The sequence below is a fragment of the Nonomuraea sp. NPDC004580 genome, from assembly GCF_040609855.1.
In the GTDB taxonomy this organism is placed as follows: domain Bacteria; phylum Actinomycetota; class Actinomycetes; order Streptosporangiales; family Streptosporangiaceae; genus Nonomuraea; species Nonomuraea salmonea.
In genome coordinates this window covers 52,351-70,847 of record NZ_JBEXLH010000039.1, presented here as the reverse complement: position 1 = coordinate 70,847, position 18,497 = coordinate 52,351, and the positions used below count along the sequence as shown (strand labels likewise).

General features: G+C 70.8%; 16 protein-coding genes and 3 pseudogenes. 9 read left to right on the top strand and 10 right to left on the bottom strand.

The window, feature by feature from the left end; genetic code table 11:
* Nucleotides 1-39 precede the first annotated feature (39 nt).
* The 5 genes from ABZW11_RS31285 to ABZW11_RS31265 all read right to left on the bottom strand — a co-directional run bounded on the left by ABZW11_RS31285 (nucleotide 40) and on the right by ABZW11_RS31265 (nucleotide 5,783).
* Nucleotides 40-537 (bottom strand): GNAT family N-acetyltransferase, encoded by a 498-nt coding sequence (locus ABZW11_RS31285; RefSeq protein WP_355424804.1) that lies wholly within the window; start codon nucleotides 535-537, stop codon nucleotides 40-42.
* An 85-nt stretch (nucleotides 538-622) separates the two neighbouring features.
* Nucleotides 623-835 carry a hypothetical protein gene (locus tag ABZW11_RS31280; protein ID WP_355424801.1) on the bottom strand — a complete coding sequence of 71 codons (213 nt, stop codon included), beginning with the start codon at nucleotides 833-835 and terminating at the stop codon, nucleotides 623-625.
* 6 nt (nucleotides 836-841) lie between these two features.
* Nucleotides 842-2,932 (bottom strand): hypothetical protein, encoded by a 2,091-nt coding sequence (locus ABZW11_RS31275; RefSeq protein WP_355424798.1) that lies wholly within the window; start codon nucleotides 2,930-2,932, stop codon nucleotides 842-844.
* Entirely contained in the window at nucleotides 2,929-4,509 is a 1,581-nt protein-coding gene (locus ABZW11_RS31270) for a peroxidase family protein (protein WP_355424795.1), read from the bottom strand. Before ABZW11_RS31270 ends, ABZW11_RS31275 begins: the two co-directional genes overlap by 4 nt.
* Nucleotides 4,510-4,511: 2 nt before the next feature.
* Nucleotides 4,512-5,783 carry a cytochrome P450 gene (locus tag ABZW11_RS31265; protein WP_355424792.1) on the bottom strand — a complete coding sequence of 424 codons (1,272 nt, stop codon included), beginning with the start codon at nucleotides 5,781-5,783 and terminating at the stop codon, nucleotides 4,512-4,514.
* Nucleotides 5,784-5,988: 205 nt separating this feature from the next.
* Here ABZW11_RS31265 and ABZW11_RS31260 point away from each other — a divergent pair, with 205 nt between their 5' ends.
* The 4 genes from ABZW11_RS31260 (at nucleotide 5,989) to ABZW11_RS31245 (ending at nucleotide 9,598) form a co-directional block, all read left to right on the top strand.
* Complete coding sequence (locus ABZW11_RS31260; RefSeq protein ID WP_355424789.1) at nucleotides 5,989-6,933, top strand: acyl-CoA desaturase; 945 nt, start codon at nucleotides 5,989-5,991, stop codon at nucleotides 6,931-6,933.
* Nucleotides 6,934-7,093: 160 nt separating this feature from the next.
* Nucleotides 7,094-7,309 carry a hypothetical protein gene (locus ABZW11_RS31255; protein WP_355424845.1) on the top strand — a complete coding sequence of 72 codons (216 nt, stop codon included), beginning with the start codon at nucleotides 7,094-7,096 and terminating at the stop codon, nucleotides 7,307-7,309.
* The gene (locus ABZW11_RS31250; protein WP_355424786.1) at nucleotides 7,300-8,634 is read left to right on the top strand and encodes a toll/interleukin-1 receptor domain-containing protein; all 1,335 of its coding nucleotides are present in this window, start codon (nucleotides 7,300-7,302) and stop codon (nucleotides 8,632-8,634) included. Before ABZW11_RS31255 ends, ABZW11_RS31250 begins: the two co-directional genes overlap by 10 nt.
* Nucleotides 8,635-8,809: 175 nt before the next feature.
* Complete coding sequence (locus ABZW11_RS31245) at nucleotides 8,810-9,598, top strand: hypothetical protein (protein WP_355424784.1); 789 nt, start codon at nucleotides 8,810-8,812, stop codon at nucleotides 9,596-9,598.
* On the opposite strand, the gene ABZW11_RS31240 is transcribed toward ABZW11_RS31245, so the two are convergent.
* Together ABZW11_RS31240 and ABZW11_RS31235 are read right to left on the bottom strand one after the other, a co-directional pair.
* Complete coding sequence (locus ABZW11_RS31240; RefSeq protein ID WP_355424848.1) at nucleotides 9,593-10,252, bottom strand: NADP oxidoreductase; 660 nt, start codon at nucleotides 10,250-10,252, stop codon at nucleotides 9,593-9,595. The two genes, ABZW11_RS31245 and ABZW11_RS31240, sit on opposite strands and share 6 nt — an antisense overlap.
* A 43-nt stretch (nucleotides 10,253-10,295) precedes the next feature.
* Nucleotides 10,296-10,427, bottom strand: a pseudogene (locus tag ABZW11_RS31235) (hypothetical protein); the annotation flags it as partial.
* A gap of 20 nt (nucleotides 10,428-10,447) precedes the next feature.
* Between ABZW11_RS31235 and ABZW11_RS31230 the strand changes: the two are divergent.
* Together ABZW11_RS31230 and ABZW11_RS31225 are read left to right on the top strand one after the other, a co-directional pair.
* A pseudogene (locus ABZW11_RS31230) lies at nucleotides 10,448-10,555 on the top strand (LysR family transcriptional regulator); the annotation flags it as partial.
* Between the two features lie 313 nt (nucleotides 10,556-10,868).
* Nucleotides 10,869-11,255 (top strand): annotated as a pseudogene (locus ABZW11_RS31225) (hypothetical protein); the annotation flags it as partial.
* 79 nt (nucleotides 11,256-11,334) lie between these two features.
* On the opposite strand, the gene ABZW11_RS31220 reads toward ABZW11_RS31225, so the two are convergent.
* Nucleotides 11,335-12,420: a LacI family DNA-binding transcriptional regulator gene (locus ABZW11_RS31220; RefSeq protein WP_355424782.1), complete on the bottom strand. Its 1,086-nt coding sequence runs from the start codon at nucleotides 12,418-12,420 to the stop codon at nucleotides 11,335-11,337.
* A gap of 147 nt (nucleotides 12,421-12,567) precedes the next feature.
* On the opposite strand from ABZW11_RS31220, the gene ABZW11_RS31215 reads away from it, so the two are divergent.
* Genes ABZW11_RS31215 through ABZW11_RS31205 form a run of 3 tightly spaced genes read left to right on the top strand, consistent with a single transcriptional unit; the run spans nucleotide 12,568 to nucleotide 15,652 of the window.
* The gene (locus tag ABZW11_RS31215) at nucleotides 12,568-13,929 is read left to right on the top strand and encodes an extracellular solute-binding protein (protein WP_355424779.1); all 1,362 of its coding nucleotides are present in this window, start codon (nucleotides 12,568-12,570) and stop codon (nucleotides 13,927-13,929) included.
* Between the two features lie 5 nt (nucleotides 13,930-13,934).
* Complete coding sequence (locus ABZW11_RS31210) at nucleotides 13,935-14,831, top strand: sugar ABC transporter permease (protein WP_355424776.1); 897 nt, start codon at nucleotides 13,935-13,937, stop codon at nucleotides 14,829-14,831.
* Nucleotides 14,828-15,652, top strand: a complete 825-nt coding sequence (locus ABZW11_RS31205) for a carbohydrate ABC transporter permease (RefSeq protein WP_355424773.1) — start codon at nucleotides 14,828-14,830, stop codon at nucleotides 15,650-15,652. The genes ABZW11_RS31210 and ABZW11_RS31205 overlap by 4 nt, the downstream gene beginning before the upstream one ends.
* A gap of 133 nt (nucleotides 15,653-15,785) precedes the next feature.
* On the opposite strand, the gene ABZW11_RS31200 is transcribed toward ABZW11_RS31205, so the two are convergent.
* Together ABZW11_RS31200 and ABZW11_RS31195 are read right to left on the bottom strand one after the other, a co-directional pair.
* Entirely contained in the window at nucleotides 15,786-16,322 is a 537-nt protein-coding gene (locus tag ABZW11_RS31200; RefSeq protein WP_355424770.1) for a hypothetical protein, read from the bottom strand.
* Nucleotides 16,323-16,437: 115 nt separating this feature from the next.
* Nucleotides 16,438-18,276: a DUF1996 domain-containing protein gene (locus ABZW11_RS31195; RefSeq protein ID WP_355424842.1), complete on the bottom strand. Its 1,839-nt coding sequence runs from the start codon at nucleotides 18,274-18,276 to the stop codon at nucleotides 16,438-16,440.
* Nucleotides 18,277-18,497: the final 221 nt, after the last annotated feature.

The window sequence follows — 18,497 nt, the reverse complement described above, 5'->3', positions numbered from 1 at the left end:
GGCGCGGAGCCGTCCTGCACTCCTACCCGAGGCAGGTGTTCAGACGGGGACCTCGAAGACGAGCTCCAGGCCGTCCACCTCGTCCCACTGCTCGCCGACCTGGGCGAAGCCGAGCCCGGCGATCGTGGCCAGGGACGCGGTGTTGTCCGGGCTGATCGTCACCCGTACGGTCCTGACCTCCGGGGCGGCGGCGGCCTTGCGCATCAGCTCGGTCAGCATCGTCCTGGCGTACCCCTGGCGGCGGTGACGGGGGTCCACCGAGTAGCCGATCTCTACCATGCCGGATATATCCGGCGGCCCATGGAACCCGGCGTACCCCACCACGACACCGTCCGGCTCGGCCACCACGGCCTTGGTGAGCCACCCCGCGCTTTCCGGGGCCGTGGCCAGCTGGTTGACCCGGTAGCGCCAGACCCACTTCGCCTGATCGGTGAGGAAGTACGCGGTGAGCCCGGCTCCTGCCTCGGCACTGGCCCGGAGCAGGTCGTCGTCCAGGAGGGCGGTCATGACGGCGCCGGTCAGCTCGATGAACCTCACGGGCTTCCGACGGAGAGCGGATCTGTCACAGCGCGGATGCTCCCGGAGCGTCCCTGCCCGTGTCCAATCGTTTATGCGCCGGCGATCAGGGGGTCAGACGGCGTGCGGCGCTCTCCAGGTCGGCGGCGGCCACCAGGCAGGCCGCGATATGGGCCCGCACCGAGGCGTGCAGCCACTCCGGCGCCCCGCCGCCCGCCTGCAGCTCCGCCTCGATCGCGCGCAGCCGCTCGGCGCAGGCGATCAGGGCGTGGGCGTCCGAGCGGAGGGTCTCGGCGTGGGCGCTGATCTCGGGGGACATGGCACCTCACCGTGGCACCGGGACGGCGGCGTCCCGGAGCGACTGGCGGACGGCGGTGGACAGGCACAGCAGCGGACGGGCTCCGTCGAGCCCCAGCTCGCGCAGCCGCCCGGCCAGCGGATGGGCGGACTGCGGCGCGACGACCAGCCGCAGCGGGGGAGCCGCGTGCAGCCGCGCCGGCCCCCGCGTCCGTAGGCAGGACCGCAGCACCACACCGGCCTCCCGGGCGTAGGAGACCATACCGGGATCGCTCAACGGCAGCCCGGGCCCGAGCCGCCCGCGCAGGGTGAGAATCTGATCGGCGCCGACCTGAGCCGAGCGCCCGAGCCGGATCGTCAGCGGCGTCAGGTACGTCTCCCCGCCCCACAACCGCGAGCCCAGGGCGCGCACGACCGGGTCATCGACGGCGGTGCCGACGAGGAAGCTCCCGGAGCGGCGCAGGTCAGCCGCCCGCAGCAGATCGGGCACGAAGGGGAAGCGCCGCCGGAACGGCCCCGGCACGACGACGCCGACCTGCAGCTCCGCGTAGGCGCCCGCGCTGGTGCGCCGGTTGGCGGCCACGTGCACCGCGACCAGCGCCCGCCCCGCCACCTGGACGGCGGGCCCGACCCCGGCTCCCTCCAGCAGGCCGGCCGCCACCACGGGATGCGCCGCGAAGTACGCCGTGAGCGCTTCACCCTCATGGCACCTGATCGGCAGCTCGACGCCGCCCTCGGCGACGGCACGGGTGGGGACCGCGAGGAAGGGACACTCCTCGGGGCCGGGCGGGCGGTCGAACAGCAGGTACGCCTGCGACCGCACCACCCGCCCCCGATACGGCGTGAGCCGCTCGTCGATGACCGCGCGGGCCTCGGGCAGGTCGTCGGCCAGATTGGCGCGGTAGTGGTCGATGCCGTGACAGAGCGGGAACAGGTGGGTGGCATCGCCGTAGTCCACGACGTACCAGTCGGGGTGCAGGTCGAAGCAGGTGCCAGCGCCCTGCCCGTCGAGCGTGGGGATGATGTCGTGCTGGTTGGTGACGCTGGCGACCCACGTGCGCCGGTCGGCGGGACGCTTGAAGTCGACCGGCGAGCCGACGGCCACGACGTGGGTGACCGTGTGGCGGGCGCAGAAGGCGGCGTCCTGCGCCAGGTTCATGATCGCCGCTCCGCCCGCGCTGTGCCCGACCAGCGCCAGCTCGGCCTCCGGCGGCAGCCCGTAGTCGGCGACGGCCTCGGCCAGGGCGCGGCTGTAGGGGCTGCTCGCCAGGACGGCGCTGCTGAACGCGCCGAGCAGGTCCTGGGGAGACTCCCCGTCGGGACGTCCCGCGCGCATGCCGGGCGCCTGGAGGACGTGGCGGATCACCCCGTCGGGCCCTTCGACGCTCTGGATGAGGATCCGTCCCGTGGTGCCGAGCGCGCTGATGTTGCCCAGGAAAGCGAGCAGCGACCCCCGCGTGCACAGCAGCGCCGATTCGGCCGCGCTCAGCTCGACCCGGCGCGCGGCGCCTTCGCCGGTGTCGAGGACGGCGATGGCCCTGTTGCTCAGCCCGGTGATCGGGTCGGCGGTGGCGTACCCCTTGCCGGTCGCGATGAGCCAGGCGGTGGCGTCGTTGAGCGGGTTCTCGTCCAGGAGCGCGCGCAGCGCGAGCACCTCGCCGAAGACCGGGGCGAGCTGGCTGAGCGCGCGCACCGCGCCACGTTCCTTGAGCAGGGCGCGCAGGGCACGTACGGCCTCCAGGTCCCGGTCCGCGGCGGCCGCGTCGATGAGCCGCGCCAGCATGGGGTCGCCGGTCAGCTCGGGGTGGGCGATCGTCACGGCCGCGACGCGCAGCCGCAGCGACGTGGCCAGCACGCGTACCGACAGACTCTCGGCACCGAGCAGGCCGCCGATCTTGGCGGCGGCGGTGAGCAGCGGGCCGCCGCCGGTGAACGCCCACCCGAGCCCCCGGCCGTTCGTCGTGGCCCGCAGCAGCGCCCCGCAGGCGGGCAGGGCGTGCGGTAACGCGACGTCGGTGAGCGCGGACGTGGCGTGCGCCGCCGCGTCCTGGATGGTGAGCGCGACGTCGACCAGCTCGCGAGCCGCGGCGCGCAGCCGCGCGGCGTCGGGCTCGTTCATGGCCGGGTCCGCCGGGACATGCTGACCAGGCGGGGCTTCTGGTCCTCCGGGGTGTTGCGGTGCACGACGTCCGACAGCGTGCGGGTGCCGGCGATGACGCGCATGCCCACGGGGGAGAACGTGGCGGAGTTGAAGATCCGGGGAGCCAGCAGCGGGTTGGTGAGCGCCTGGGAGAAGGCGTCGATGGCGATGATCTTGGTGAGCAGCGGCGGCAGGATCGCTCCGGGGGAGCCGGGTTCCTCGGCGAACAGCCCGACGTACAGGTCCACGTCGTCCACGTCGCGATAGAGCTCGCGCAGCGCGCCGATGACCCGCCGGTCGCCGGAGATCTGCGTGAAGTCGCGCACCCGGGGGAAGCGGCAGTGCTCGCGATAGTCGTTGTACGGGGCCAGATCGAGCGCCCGCGAGTCGGCGATGCTGGCCACGTCGATCTCCCGCAGCACGGGATCGGTGTTGAACAGCCCGATGCGGCCGGCCCGCTGGCGGGAGGCGTCCTCGAACAGCCGCCCGAGACCCGGACCGGGGATCAGCGCGCTGCCGAAGAAGGTCTCGGCCATCGGCAGCTCGCGCCCGCCCACCGACAGGTGTGAAGGGACCAGGCTGTGCCAGCGGTAGACGAGGTTGAACTCCACCGACGCCCAGTTCTGGCGGTGCCAGGGCGCACGGTCCAGCCGCGCCGGCAGCGCCGGGTCGAGGGTGAAGCGGAAGTGGTAGGGGGTGATGTGATTGATGTACTCCTCGACGACCAGCTTGATCAGCAGCACGATGAGGATGTTGCGGGTCGTCTGGAAGAGCCGCTCGTCGTCCCAGCGCGGATGTTCCAGAGCGAGCAGCCGCGCCACCCGGTTGTGCTCGCGCAGGAACAGCACCGTGAGCATGGTGAAGCCGATCTGGCCGTTGCCCCGGTCGCTGCCGGTCGCGAACAGCGTGTCGCGTTGCGCGCCGGTGAGCCGCTCCCAGCGGACGACGCTCAGCGGCGCGAACTCCGGCTTGACAGCGCCGTTCTCGCACAGGTAGGGCGGGAACTCGCCGCCGTTGATCAGCTGGCTCTTCAGCAGCCCGCCGTCGAAGGTGCGCAGCGCCGTCGTCGCCGCGTCGTTCAGCCCGTACAGCTGGTTGAGGTCGATGTGGTGGTTGGAGCTGTTCTTGCGCGGGTCGCGCGGGACGTTGGTGTCGCCGCGCAGGAAACCGTCGGTGAACCATTGGGCGAAGTACGCGAACAGCACCGTGGACCGCGGGCACGGGATCATTGACGCGCCACGCGTGAACAGGGCGGCGGCGGCCTCGGGTGTGGGCCGCTCCCGCTCGCCTGCGGGGACGGGAGGCAGGTGCCTGCCGCTGTAGGTGCGGTCGGTCAGCGAGGCCCACGAGGTGTAACCGGCCATGGTGCTCAGCGGCTCGGGGCGCGGCGGCATCTCGCGGACCGCGTGGTCGATGAGCGAGGCGTTGATCCGGCTGCGCAGCGGCCGGCTCGCCTGCAGGAGGTCCCACAGCGGGCGGCCGCTGGTCAGGGCCAGGAACCTGACCCGGTTGGTGAGGCCGTCGGTGGCGATGCTGCGTGCTCTGCTCGGCGCCATGGTCAGCCTTCCCGCCCTTCGGTCCCGAGGCCGAGGGGAAAGGCGTCGGGGAAGATCCCGAGCGACCGTTCGACGCTGCCGGCCGCCTGTACGCCGGGACGCAGCAGCAGGCGGCGTACGGTCTCGGCGATCACCGGGCCGGCCAGGTGCACGCCGAGGCAGGCGTGATGCCCGTACCCGAAGAACAGCCGATGGTGGCGCGGGCGGTCGAGACGGAACGCGTCGGGCTCCGGCACCACGTCCGCGTCGAACATGGCGGAGGCCGGCGCCGCGAGCACGAACGTGCCCGCCGGGATCACCGTGCTGCGCGGGGTGCCGGCCGCCAGGACGTGATCGCGCTCGCAGATGCGGGGGAGCAGCTTGAAGAACGGGCTGAAGCGCAGCGCCTCCCAGACGTACGGGTCGAACCGCTCGGGGTCGGCGGCCGCCTGCCTGGCCTCGGCGAGCACCCGCGGGCGCAGCAGGAGCTGCTCGACCGCCTCCACCATGGCGCCCGGCGCGCTCTCCACGAAGCCCAGCGGCAGCCCCGCCATGTTCACCACGATGCGGTCGTCGCTCACGCCGGGCGGCGAAGCCCGGACGAGGCGGGCGAAGACGTCGTCGGGCAGCTCGTCCCCGGCCCGCAGCTCGGCGAGACGGTCGCGCAGGTGGGCGAGCAGCTCCGCGCCCGCGCTCACGGACGCGGCCTGGAGCTGCGGATCGCCGAGGAAGTTGGCGAAGCCGTCGGAGACGACGGCCCGCGTCCACCCGCCCAGCGTCCGCGGATCGGGGCCCGGCACGCCGAAGTAACGCGCGCACACGCCGAGCGCGACCGGGCGGAACAGCCCGTCCACCGCGTCGAAGCGCCCGTCCCGCGGGGCGGCGTCGAGCAGCTCGTCGGCGAGCCGGCCGGCCAGCTCGCGCACCCGGCCCGCGTCCTGCGGGTCGAGCATGAGCTGCATCAGGCCCTTCTCCCGCCAGTTCATCGGCGTGGCGTCCCTGGCCAGCATGAACGGGGCGCCGCCCAGCGCGGCGTCGAGGCGCGGCCCGAAGGAGCGCACGGAGAAGACCTCCTCATGCGCGAGCACCTCGACGACGTCGGCGAAGCGGGTCACCACCGTGAAGGCGGGGGTGACGAAGATCGGGCGCCGCTCGCGCAACTCGGCGAACAGGCTCCGCCAATCGGTCCGCATCCACTCGCGGACCAGGCCGAAAGCGGCCATCGGATCCCTGGCGAGCGCCTCCTCGTATCGCTCGAGATGGCCGCCCGTGGTCGCCTGATCGACAGCACCCATTCCGTGGACCTTCCGCCTGGTTTCGCAGCGTACCGAGATGATCGCGTTGTGCGATCACCATCCCACGCCCTTTTCTCGCGGCAGGGGAGTCCATGATTTTGATTCCACAGAGTAATCATTACGTCACTTTCAGGATATTGCCGCACGCCAGGGGCGTGGCCGTTCAATGAGGAGCCTGAATCGTCCTGACCACCCGGGAGGCAACGTGCAGCGGCCGGCCACGGCGGAGACGGTGACGGTCACCACCGGCCGCCGCCTCGCGTACCTGATCGTGCTGGTGGTCCTGCCCGTGGCGCTGCTGGCGCTCGCGGTGCCGGCCGCATGGGGCTGGGGCGTCGGGCCTCGCGACCTGGTCATCGCGGTCGTGATGTACCTGGTGAGCATCTTCGGCGTCGCCATCGGCTACCACCGCCTGTTCACCCACCGCGCCTTCAAGGCGTCCCGTGCGCTGCGGATCGCGCTCATGCTGGCCGGCGGCATGGCCGTCGAGGGTCCTGTGACGCTGTGGGCCGCCGAGCATCGCCGCCACCACAAGTACGCCGACCGCGAAGGCGACCCGCACTCTCCCTGGCGCTACGGTGACAGCGGCTTCGCGCTGCTGCGCGGCATGGCGCACGCCCACGTCGGCTGGTTCTACACCGCCCACCAGCGTTCCAGCCGCCGGCACTGGGTGCCCGACCTGCTGGACGACCAGGACGTACGGCGCTTCGACGCCGCCTACCCGGCGGTCGTCGTCCTGTCGTTCGCGCTCCCCGCCGCCGCCGGCGGGCTGTGGTCGATGTCGTGGGCGGGCGCGTGGAGCGCGCTGCTGTGGGGTGGCCTGGTCCGCTACGCCGTGGTGCACCACGTCACCTGGTCGGTGAACTCGATCGCCCACACCTTCGGCGACCGCCCGTTCCGCACCAGGGACCGCTCGTCCAACGTGTGGTGGGTGGCGCTGCTGACGCTCGGCGAGGGCTGGCACAACTGGCACCACGTGGAGCCGACCTGCGCCCGGCACGGCGTGCTCAAGGGGCAGCTCGACCCGAGCGCGCGGCTCATCCGCTGGTTCGAGCGGGCGGGGTGGGCCCACGGCGTACGCTGGCCGAACCCCGACCGCCTGACCTCGCTCCGCGCCGAAGCACGGCCAGAGCGGCCACCGACAGCGTGACCCCGGCGAGGGCGACCATGTCGCCCGCGCAGCACAACGCCGGCACAGCCGTCACGTACGAGGCGCCGCCCCGCCCACGCCCTGCTCGCCGTCCACCCCGCCTACGAGGACCCGCCCAACATGGCCCGCCTCGTCGTCCTGGAGCCCGCACACCCGCGACCTGTACGCAGGCTGGCCCGCCAAGGCCCGCGCCACCGTCGGCTACCTGCGCCAGGCCGCCGGACGGTGGCCCGACGACCCGGAACTGGCAGCATTGGTGGGGAAGCTGACCCATCAAAAGCACCGAGTTCGCCACCCTCTTGGCCCTAGCCGGCTCGCCACTGCGATCATCTGGTTGTCGTCTGACACCGAAGGTAAAGTCACTTCGTGGCGGTGAAGCCCCTCAGAAGCGCCCTGCCGCTCCGGCGAATCATGTACATGATCGCGGCGGCCGTCGTCGGTGCACTGGCTGGTCTGGTGATCTTCGAACTGACGAACATCGGCGGTCGCGGCTTCTACGCCACTGGGGGCGCGGCGGCCGGGGCGGCCGGCGCCGTGGCGAGCCAGATCCGCAGCCGCTCGGTCCGGCTGACCAAGGTCAAGCTGTCGCTCCCGCAGCTGAGCGAGCTGACGTTCGTGGTCGATGAGGAAGGCAGGGACGTCGCCTGGAAGTTGTTCGTGGAGACCACGACCCGGGTGTCCACCCAACCGCTGGACGACGACCAGGGACTGACCAGGGAGGCGCTCTCTTCCCTTCACGCCTTGTTCGCCACCGTACGCGAAATCCTGAAGGCGAGCCGCCCCTCCGCGCCCAGCGGCCGGACCGTCGAGCAACTGGCGATCACCTTGCTCAACCAGGAGCTACGGCCGTTCCTGGCCAAATGGCATCCACGGCTCCGCGCATTCGAGCAGTCGCACCCCGGCACCCCGGACTCGGAGTGGCCGGACAACGCTGCCTGCCGCGCCGAGCTGCGCATGCTACAGCGACGGATCCACCTCTACGCGACGGGATTCAGCGAACTGGTCGGCGTAACCACCCCAAGGCGATGGCCGGTGCCGGCGGATGAGCGGCCGTTACGCTACGACGCCTTCCTCTCCTACGCCTGGGAGCCGGACGCCTCCCTCGTCCGGGCCGTACGCGACGCCCTGCACAATCTGGCCAGACCCTGGTACCGGCTGCGAGCGTTACGCGTTTTCCACGACCAGTCCAGCATGCCGGCGACCTCAAGGCTGGACCGGGCGATCGAGGACGCGCTCGCCGCCTCCCGCCACCTCATCGTCTTCCTGTCGCCGCAGGCCGTCGCCTCGCCCTGGGTCGATGACGAGATCCGCTACTGGCTGAAGCACAAGAGCGTGGAGACCCTCTATCTGGTGCTGTCCGGCGGCTCGCTCGTCTGGGACGCCGTCGCCGGCCGCTTCGACGTGAAGCGATCCTCGGCGCTCCCGTCCGCGCTGCACGGCGTCCATCCAGGGAGGCCGCTCTGGATCGACCTGAGCTGGGTCACCGAAGACGACCAGCGCGACCTTCGCAATGAACGGTTCCGCGCCTGCCTGGTGCAACTCGCCGCAGCCCTGCACGGCAAGGCGCCCGACGACCTGGACGGCGAGGACGTCAGGCAGCACCGGAAGACCCGCCGGGTGGCAGCCGCGGCGGTGACCGCGCTCGCCGTGCTGGCCGCGTCCACGGCAGTGGCTGGAGCGATCGCCGCGCAGCGCGCCTAGGCTGGTGGGCCGTCGCGCCGGGCATCCTGCCCGAGCAGCCGATCAGCCTGCCCCTGATCCTCCTACAGGAGGCCTTGTCATGCCGTGATCACGCCGAGATCTGTCCGTGAGAAGATCGTCGCCTCTCGGTTGTGGCAGTGCGGGGCCGGGCATCCTGCGAGGAGATCATCACCAGATGAAGCGACGAGCGTCGGTCGTGGTCCTTGTCGTGGCCGCATCGGCACTTCACGGCACCTCCGCCGCCGGCGCGGCCACCGCCCCCAAGGATCCGGGGGCGGCGATCCAGCGGCAGCTGGTCAAAGGGCACGGTGTGCGGGTCACCGAATACACCACGTTCCACTCGGACGCGATCTCAGGCTGGGAGCGGTTCCAACCGACCAAGGGTGTCGTCGCGTTCGGGGACGGCGAGGTGGTGGCGACCGACCTCTGGGATTACCAACTGGGGGAGGCGGGTGTTCGCGTCGTCTGCATCGGCAAGCGGCTTTGGCAGTACGACCCGAAGAAGAAGCTGCCCAAAGGCAGGAAGTGGGTCACCCTCAAATATCCTTGCGAATTCCGCCTGGCGACGGGCTTTCTGCGCTTGGACGAGCCGGACGTGCTCAGAGCCGTATTGTCGACCACGACGAGCACCAAGGCCTCGGTGAAGTACGACGGCTCGCCCACGACCCTTCACCAGGGGTCGATCTCGTTTCGCCGGCTGTGGGACGTCAGGCCGGATCTGCGCGGCGGCTCTGTCAAGGAAGAGCACGCCGACTGGGAGATCGACTGGCGGCTGTGGCTCGGCAAGGACGGTCTCGTACGGCGGGCCTGGTCCAAGTGGCGCCAGCCGGAAGGTGACAAGCTCAAGGGCATGACGGGTGGCCAGGGCTGGTACGGCTTCGTGAAGGACGTCCGCTACTCGGACTGGGGAATGACGCTCACCATCAAACCCCCGCCCACCGCACAGACCATGGCCGCTTCATGACTCCGGGCCTCTGACAAGCCGGTGCAGACCCGCTGTGGCGCGGTTGAGGGCCACGAGGTCGTCGAAGAAGGAGTCGTTCCGTTCCCACGAGTTCATGATCGCCAGGATCGCCTCGCGTCGGATTCTCGCGATCTCGTGGTCGGCCAGCGCGAGGGCCTTCTGGAGTTGGGCGGCGTTCAGGTCGGTGCAGTAGGCGGGGGTGCCTGGTTGCATGCGCCACCCGTCCTCGGCGGTGCCCGCGTCTACGGGGTCGAAGCCGGTGTCGTCCACCAGGGTCATGACGAGTTCCTTGGCGGCGAGGTCGGTGCCCGCGACCGGGACGGCGAGGCGGCCGGGGGTGCCTGGTGGTCTGCCCTTGTCCGCCAGCGTCGTCTGGACGAGGGCGTTCCAGGCGCGGATGACAGGGCGGCCGAGTTGTCGCTCGATCCAAAGGCCCTGGGGCATTCCGTCATCGATGTCCTTGATGTGGCCGTCGCGTTGGGGGAGGTGGTTCGAGGTGTCGGCCACCACGACGCCGGCCGGGAGGCGGTCGGTGATCGGCCTCAGGGCGGGCACGCGGCCCAGGGGGATGGAGGTGATCAGGACGTCCACGGCGCGGCTGACCGAGTCGAGGGGGACGGGGGTGACGCCTGACTGCTCCGCCAGCGCGGTCATGCTGGACGGTCGCGACCCGTACGGTATGTCCGGCCGCGCCGAGCTTGTACGTGAGCGTGGCCCCGATGCCGCCGGTGCCGATGACGCCGATCCTCAAAACAGGCTCCTTCCAGGAATGGGTGGCAAGAGCAGCTTGGCAATGACAGGCGGGGCCGCGCGATGATGAAGTAGGCACCGGTCATTACCCTCAGGGTCATGAAACGGATCGAGGTCCGCGAGCTCGAATACTTCCTGGCCGTGGCCGACACGCTGCACTTCGCGCAGGCGGCCGAGCGGCTCGGCATCGCGCCTCCGCCCCTGTCCCACCTGCCGCCCGTCGGCCTGGACGCCCTCATCGACCTGGTGGTCACCGGGCAACTGCTGGCGGTCGTCGGTGACAGCGCCGTCGACCGGCTCGGTCCGTACGTCACCGCCGTCCCCGTGACGGGGCTGCCGCCGAGGGAGGTGCTGCTGGCCTGGCCGGCCGACTCGCACGACCCGCGCATCGCCGACCTGCTGGCCACTACCTCGTGACCAGGAGGGGGAACGTCACTCCGGTGAGATCCTCGGAGACGGCCCACAGCCGCTGCTGGAGCGGCATGTCGTAGGACTGCGGGCTGGAGGTGACGAGGCGGGGGTGGCCCATGATCTGGTTGCGTCCGCCGGGGCCGTAGTACTGGCCGCCGAGCACGGCGGGGTCGGTGGCGGCGCGCAGGGTCGGCAGGGCGCCCATCGCGGGGGTCTGGAGGACCAGCGGTGCGAGCCCGTTGACCACGGGCCGGAGAAGTGCGGGAGTGTTGCGGGCGAGCTCGGTGCTGGACCCGCCGGGGTGCGCGGCCACCGCGACGGTGGTGTACATGACGCCCGCGTTGTTGTTCAGCAGGTCGACGCGGCCGAACCGGGACCGCAGCGCGGCGGCACCCTGTTCAGCCTCCAGGCCATGGTGCTGGCGGGCGCGCTGTCGCCGTACGACACGCCCTCGCCCAGCCTGCAGGCCGCCTACCAGGCAGAGCCCGACCTGGCCCGCTTCCACCCGCGGCTGCGGGACGCCCTGAACATGGCCCTCACCGCGACCCTCCTCGGCGTGCTTGCCCCGCCTCTGATCAGCCGAGGGGCTCTGCGGCGGGCGGCCGGGCGACGGACTCACGCGCGCGGACGGGCATCGGCACCCGGTGCACCCGGCCCGGCCGCCCGGCGTCCGCGCGGTCGCGCTCGATCTCGGCGAACAGCACGTCCACCGCCTTGCGGCCCAGTTCGTAGTGGGGCAGCGCCACGGTCGTCAGCCGGGGCCGCACCCAGGAGGCGATGGGATGGTCGTCGAAGGAGACGACGGAGACGTCCGCGGGGACCTTCAGCCCGAAGTCGTCGAGCGCCTGGTAGGCGCCCATCGCGATCCGGTCGTTGAAGCAGATCAGCGCACGCGGCCGGACCGTCCGCAGCAGGTCCCGCGTCGCGGCGAGCCCGTACTCCGGCAGCCAGTCGGGGCAGGTGCGCGCGCCCGCCACCTTGACCCCCGCCTCGCCGAGCGCCTCGTGGATGCCGGCCAGCCGTTCCGCCGCCGCGACGCTCTGCTGGGGGACGTCGCCCGGGCCGGGGCCGGCGCCGATCAGGTAGACGCCGTCGCGGTGACCGGCGTCCAGCAGGACGCGGGCGGCGTGGCGGCCGGCCTCGATCTCGTCGGGCAGGACGGCGGGCAGGGGAGTGGGCCGGTCGGGCAGCGCATTGAGCAGGACGGCGGGCAGGGGGGTGAGCGCGGCGGTGACGGCCTTCGGCACCGTGATGGTGCGCGTGAACATCGAGGCCAGGATGAGCCCGTCGACCTGGCGGTCGTGCATGGCCTGCAGCAGGAGCCGTTCGAGCTCGGCGTCGCCCTCGGTCTCGCCGATGAACAGCATGAAGCCGCGCTCGCGGGCGGCCTCGAGGGCTCCTTTGATCATGTCGCCCGCCAGCCGTGAGGTGGCGACGGTGTCGGAGACGAAACCGATCGTCCTGCTGATGCCCGTGCGCAGGCCCACGGAGACGATGTTGGGCCGGTACTGCAACTCCTCGGCGGCGCGCAGCACGCGCTGCTCGACGTCCTGGGAGATCCGCAGCTCGCGGCCGCGGCCGGACAGCACGAGCGAGGCGGTCGTGCGGGAGACGCCCGCAGCCTTGGCCACATCGGCCAGCGTGACCCGTCGTGGGCTCACCCAGAATCTCCGATCGTCAAGAGTGTGTGACGAGGGGTTGACATGCTACGACGCGCGTGGTGAGACTATCGGGCGCTAACCCGATTTAGCAACGGACTCCGGAGGCCGGCCGGGGTGCCGTCGTCCCCAGCGGCCAAGGAGATGCACATGGCTCGTCGAGTTCGCCCCGGCAGGGCCGGCGCCGCGCTGGTGATCGCCATGGGGACGCTCGCCGCCGCCTGCGCGGCACCCGGCAGCGACAGCCCGCGGCCCGCGGCCACCGGCGCGGCGCCGCAGTCCGCCGCGCCCACCTGCGGCACGACGCCGATCACGCTGAACGGCTACTTCGAGACGGGCTTCCCGCTGCCCAAGGCGCTGACCACCGAGTTCACCCAGCAACATCCGAACGTCACGTGGAACATCCGCGAGGACCAGTTCGCGGTCATCACGCAGAACGCGCCCCGGGTGCTCGCGGACAACCCGCCCGACCTGATGCGCCTGCCCCAGGTCTCCGAGCTGGTCAAGGACGATCTGCTGAAGAACCTCGACGGCTACGCCACCGCGTTCGGCTGGGACAAGTGGCCGGCCTCGCAGCTCGAACAACTACGCCTCGGACCCGGCGGGCGACCGCGCGGCGAGGGCTCGCTGTACGCACTCGGGCTCAACATGAGCATGACGGGGCTCTTCTACAACAAGAAGCTCGCCGCCCAGATCGGAATGTCCACGCCGCCCGCCACTCTGGCGGAGCTCGACCAGGCGCTGAAGAAGGCCAAGGACGCCGGCATCACGCCCATCGTGCAGTTCAACGGCGGCGCCACCGGCGGCCTGGCCTTCCCGCTGCAGAACCTCATGGCCTCCTACGGCCCCGCGGCGCCGATCAACGACTGGATCTACCAGAAGCCGGGCGCCACGATCGACACCCCGTCCAACCTCCAGGCCGTCCAGCACCTGGAGCGCTGGATCAAGGCCGGCTACTTCCAGAAGGACGTCAACGCGGTCGACTACGCGACCATGATGAGCCGCTTCATCGACGGCCAGGGCCTGTTCATGTTCAACGGCGACTGGGAGTCGGGCAACCTCGACAAGCAGATGGCGGGCGACGTCGGCTTCACCCTGATGCCGCCTGCCGAGGAGGGCGGCAAGCGCGCCGCCATGTCGGCCCCGCTCACCTTCGGCATCGCCGCCGGCGCGAAGAACGCCGACTGCGCCGCCTACTTCCTCAACTGGGTGGCCACCGACAAGCGCGCCCGTGACATCGGCGTCGAGGTCGGGGGGTCGCGCCCGATGGGGCCCGCCGACGCGTACATGCCGGCCGTCGGCGAGGACAAGGTCACCGCCGCGACTCTGGCGGCCGGGGCTGACATCGCCGAGGACGACGGCGCGATGGACTTCATCGCCAACGCCACCGGCGCCATCTACGCCAAGAGCTGGACGCCGAACCTGCAGAAGCTGGTGGCCGGCCAGCAGCAGCCGCAGGACCTGCTGAAGACGGTCCAGGCCGACTACGCCGGCCAGCTCGAAGGGAACTGATCACGTTGACGGTCCGGCCCGCGCGCCGGCCGCGCGGCGCCCACGGCGTGGCCGGCTGGCTGTTCGTCGTCCCGGCGCTCGCCTTCTACGCGGTGTTCGTCCTGCGCCCGATCGCCCTGACCGTCCAGTACTCGCTGTACGAGTGGAACGGCATCGGCGCCTCCACCTGGGTGGGGCTGGCGAACTACGGCACGGTCTTCACCGACCCCGACCTGTTCGACTCGCTGATCAACGCCTTCCAGCTGATCGTGTTCTTCAGCGTGATCCCGGTCGCGCTGGGCCTCGCGATCGCCGCCACGATCCGCCGGATCGCCGCGAGCAGGCTCGCCCTCGTGGCGCGCACCGTGCTGTTCCTGCCGCAGGTCATCCCGCTGGTGGCCGCGGGCATCGCGTGGAGCTGGCTGCTGGCCTCCACCGGAGTGGTCAACCAGCTGCTCTCGCTCGTCGGCCTCGGCGGGGTGACCAGGGCCTGGCTGGGCGACTTCGCCACCGCCCTGCCGGCGGTCGGCATGATCGGCGCGTGGGTGCTGCTCGGCCTCTGCACGCTGCTGCTCCTGGCCGGCATGAGCAAGATCGACCCGGCGCTGTACGAGGCCGCGCGCCTCGACGGAGCCGGGGCGTGGCGGGAGTTCGTCTCCATCACGGTGCCCAGCCTGCGCCAGGAGATCGCGGTCTGCGTCACCGTGACCGTGATCGCCGCCCTGGCCAGCTTCGACATCGTCTACATCGCCACCCAGGGCGGTCCCGGCAACACGACCATGGTGCCCGGCCTGCAGATCTTCTACCTCGCCTTCACCGAACGCGAGGTGGGCACGGCCTCGGCCCTGGCCGTCGTGCTCATGCTTCTCGTGATCGCCTGCGCCCTTCCCATCCAGTGGTTCACAAAGGACGACAACCGATGATCATCGCGGGCCGGGAGGCCTGGACCGGCCGGCTGCTGCTCATCGCCATGATGGCGGTCACGCTCCTGCCGTTCCTCAGCCTGTTCGTCACCGCCCTGCACCCCTCGGGCACCTACCCGGCCGGTCTGGCCTGGCCGCAGGACCCGCAATGGAGCAACTTCCTGCGGGCCTTCGAGGCCGCGAACATGGCCGAGCTGCTGAAGTCGAGCGTCCTCATCGTGCTGGGCGTGGTGCCGATCTCGATCCTGCTGGGCACCATGGCCGGCTTCGCCATCGGCCACCTGCGCGTGATCGGCGGACGCATCGTCTTCCTGCTGTTCGTGCTCGGCCTGACCCTCCCCTTCGAGGGCATCATCACGCCGCTGTACTACCAGATCCGCGACATGGGGCTGCTGAACACCCGCTGGGCCATCATCCTGCCGCTCATCGGCCTGTTCATGCCGTTCTCCGTCTTCTGGATGCGGGCGCACTTCGTCAACATGCCGGAAGAGCTGTCGGAAAGCGCCCGCATGGACGGCGCCAACGTGTGGCAGTTGTTCCGGCGCATCCACGTGCCCCTGGCCATGCCGGCGATCTCGTCCCTGGCCATCCTGCTGTTCCTGTGGACCTGGAACCAGTTCCTGCTGGCCATCGTCCTGGTTGACGACCCCGCCAAGCGCACGATGTCCGGCGCGCTCGGCGCCTTCCAGGGGCAGTGGGGCACCGACATCCCGCTGCTGTGCGCGGGATCGCTGCTGATCCTGACTCCCACACTCGCGATCTTTGTCGTCTTCCAGCGTCACTTCGTCAAGGCCCTGCTCCAGGGCTCGCTGAAGGGCTGACCCCGCCGTGCCACCGCCCGCTGGACCGTCCGGCACCTCGGCCTGCCGGCCGAGAGCGCCGGCGACACGCCGACCGGCCCGGCCTGATCGGCCAGGCGCGCTCGCGCGCTCATCAGGCGGTTCGCTGGGCGGATCAGTGAGTGCTCGACGGCGAGGCGGAGACGCCGTGGCCGCTGTGGGCGCTGTGGCCGCCGCTCTCCTCGACCGTGCCTCCGAGCTTTCCGCTCAGCTCCTGCATGAAGGACTTGGACTTGGCCGACAGCACCCATCGATCACCTCTGAGGTAGAGGCCGCCGTACATCTCGGCGTAGTCGAGCCACTCGCGCTGGCCCGTGGCCGTGGCGAAGTCGAGGAACACGTACGGGATCCCGTCGCTCGTGCATTCGCCCTGACGGTAGTCCAGGGCCTTGAGGGTGATCGTGGCGGTGCAGCCGACCGCGGCGGCCAGTTGCTCGATGGTGTACGTGCGTGACACCTCCTTCCCGGCTGCCGGCCCCGTACCTTTGCCCGCCTCGGCTTGACCGCCGCATCCGGCGAGCATGAGCGCCGAGGCAACGGCCAGGGACAGGACGGCGCCGGCACGGCGACGCCTCCTGACGATGCCGGACGCCCGCACCGTGCCCACCGGCGCGGCATCTCGCACGTCTCGCGGGCGGGAGACGTCCATCATGCTCTTGACCTTTCTCGCACTGATCGCGGTCCTCCGCGGAGCGACGAGGCCGGTGTGGCCGCTCGCCCGGCCACACCGCGCCCCGCTCCTGGCCGCCGGTCGCCGCCGGCGAGGATCAGCGGCAGCGCCTGCCGCTGTTGATGCAGGTGACGACCCGCTGCATCTGCTGCTCGTTCATCAGGTTGATGAAGTCGCTGTGGTCGGTGATCGGTTTGTGCAGCTCTTCCGGGAAGCCGTCCACGGCGAAGTTGGGGCCGCGCGGCACGTTGTAGACGAGCCGGTGCTCCAGGGCCGGGATCGGCTGGAAGCCCTGCGGGCAGCTCCCGTCCGCCTCGGGGAAGGTGACGTGGGTACGGTGGTTGGCGCTGTCGATGTTCTGGCCGTCCCAGCAGCTCTGGAAGTCGAAGACCCGGACGAGCCTGCTGCCGCGCGGGCAGAGCGGGTACTTGTCGGTCAGCTGGCGGTTCTCGAACCCGGTGCAGGTCCATCCGGCGTTGTGCTCGGCTCCGTTGACCCGGGCGTTGCCGGTGATGATGCGCAGGAACTGCGGCGCCGGCACCACCTTCGCGGTCGGGTTGCCCTTGAACGTGATCTGCACCTGAACCGGGGTGAGGATCTTGCCGACGTTCAGGTCGAGACCGCCGCCGCGCTGGTCGGCGTCGAACTCCTCCTGACCCAGTGCCCTCAGCACAGGCCAGTAGTGCGTGGACTTGTCGCCGTTGGTGCAGGTGGTGCCGGCGGCGAGCAGGCTCTCGTTGGTGGACTGGTTGTTGGTGGACTCGTTGCCCACGTAGTCGTGGGTGTGCTGGGCGCCGTTGGACACGCCCGGTGCCACGATGACGTTGTCGGAGTTGAAGATCCGCCCCTCGTTACGGCCGCAGTCCACGCTGAAGGTGCCTCGGGAGCCGTTCCGCTGGGTGCGGGGGGTTCTCACGTTCGGGCGTACCGAACGGATGTCGACGAAGTCCTCGGCAACGGGCCCTCTGGCCTGCCCGCCGCCGTTGTCGCCATTACCTCCGTCGTTTCCGGTATCTCCGTCGTTTCCGTCGTTGCCATTGTTGCCGTTGTCACCGCCGCCTTCCGGGTCACCCACCTCACAGGTCGCCAGAGCCCGCAGGTCGGCCGGCGCACGGGCACCGGCTCGCTGGAAGGCGAGCGCGATGCGCTGCAGGGTGGCCGTCCGCTTGTTCTTCAGCGGACCGAGGATGGCGTTGCGGACGAAGTTGGGGCCGCCTTGGCCGCCAGCGTTCTCCAGCCGCTGGTTCGCCTCGGCGATCTGAGTCTCCAGCTGGCGCAGGTTGCGCTGCACCTCTGCCCGGGCACGCGCGGGAACCTGACCCAGCCGGTCCGCCACGGAGGGGCAGCTGATCCCGCCGGGAGCGCCGGTCTGACCGCCGTTGTCCTGGCCGTCGCCTTGCTGGTCGCCGGTTCCCTGGCCGTCGCCCTGCTGGTCGCCGGTTCCCTGGCCGGTGTCGCCTTGCTGGTCGCCGTTGTCCTGGCCGCCGTCGCCTTGCTGGTCGCCCGTGCCCTGGCCGTCGTTGTCGTTCCCGTTCCCGTTGTCGTTGTCGTTGCCGGTGCCGTCGCCGTCGCCGTCGTCCCGTACGGTGCAGGTGGCCAGAGCGTCCAGGCCGTTCGGGGCCTGGGCGCCGGCGCGCTGGAAGGCGATCTCGATACGTTGCAGCGCGGCCGCTCGTTTGTCCCGCAGCGGGCTGAGAACCGCGTTCCGCACGAAGTTGGGCCCACCCTGCCCCTGGGAGGATGCAAGCCGCCGGTTCGCCTCGGCGATCTGGGTCTCCAGCTGGCGCAGGTTGCGCTGCACTTCCGCCTGAGCCCGAGCGGGAACCTCACCCACTCTGTCGGCCACGGCGGGGCAGGAGACGGCCGGCGCGAAGACCGCGCCGGATGTCGTGTTCGCCGCCGCGCCCGTGGCGCCGACCGTCAGACTGCCGCCCATGACAGTCAAGGCCGTCAGCATGCCTGCGGCCCGGCGGCGGATCCGGGACCTATGTCGAACTCTCATACAATCCCTCTCTCCGTCTGTAGCTGCGATTCGGCCTGCGCGCATCAGGCTGCAGAACAGAAAGGTTGCGGCCTTCGTCATCACGGGATACGGGGACAAGGCGGCTTAGGTTCGACGTCGCGTGCTTTCTTCCTCACCAGGTCGCACCGAGACGG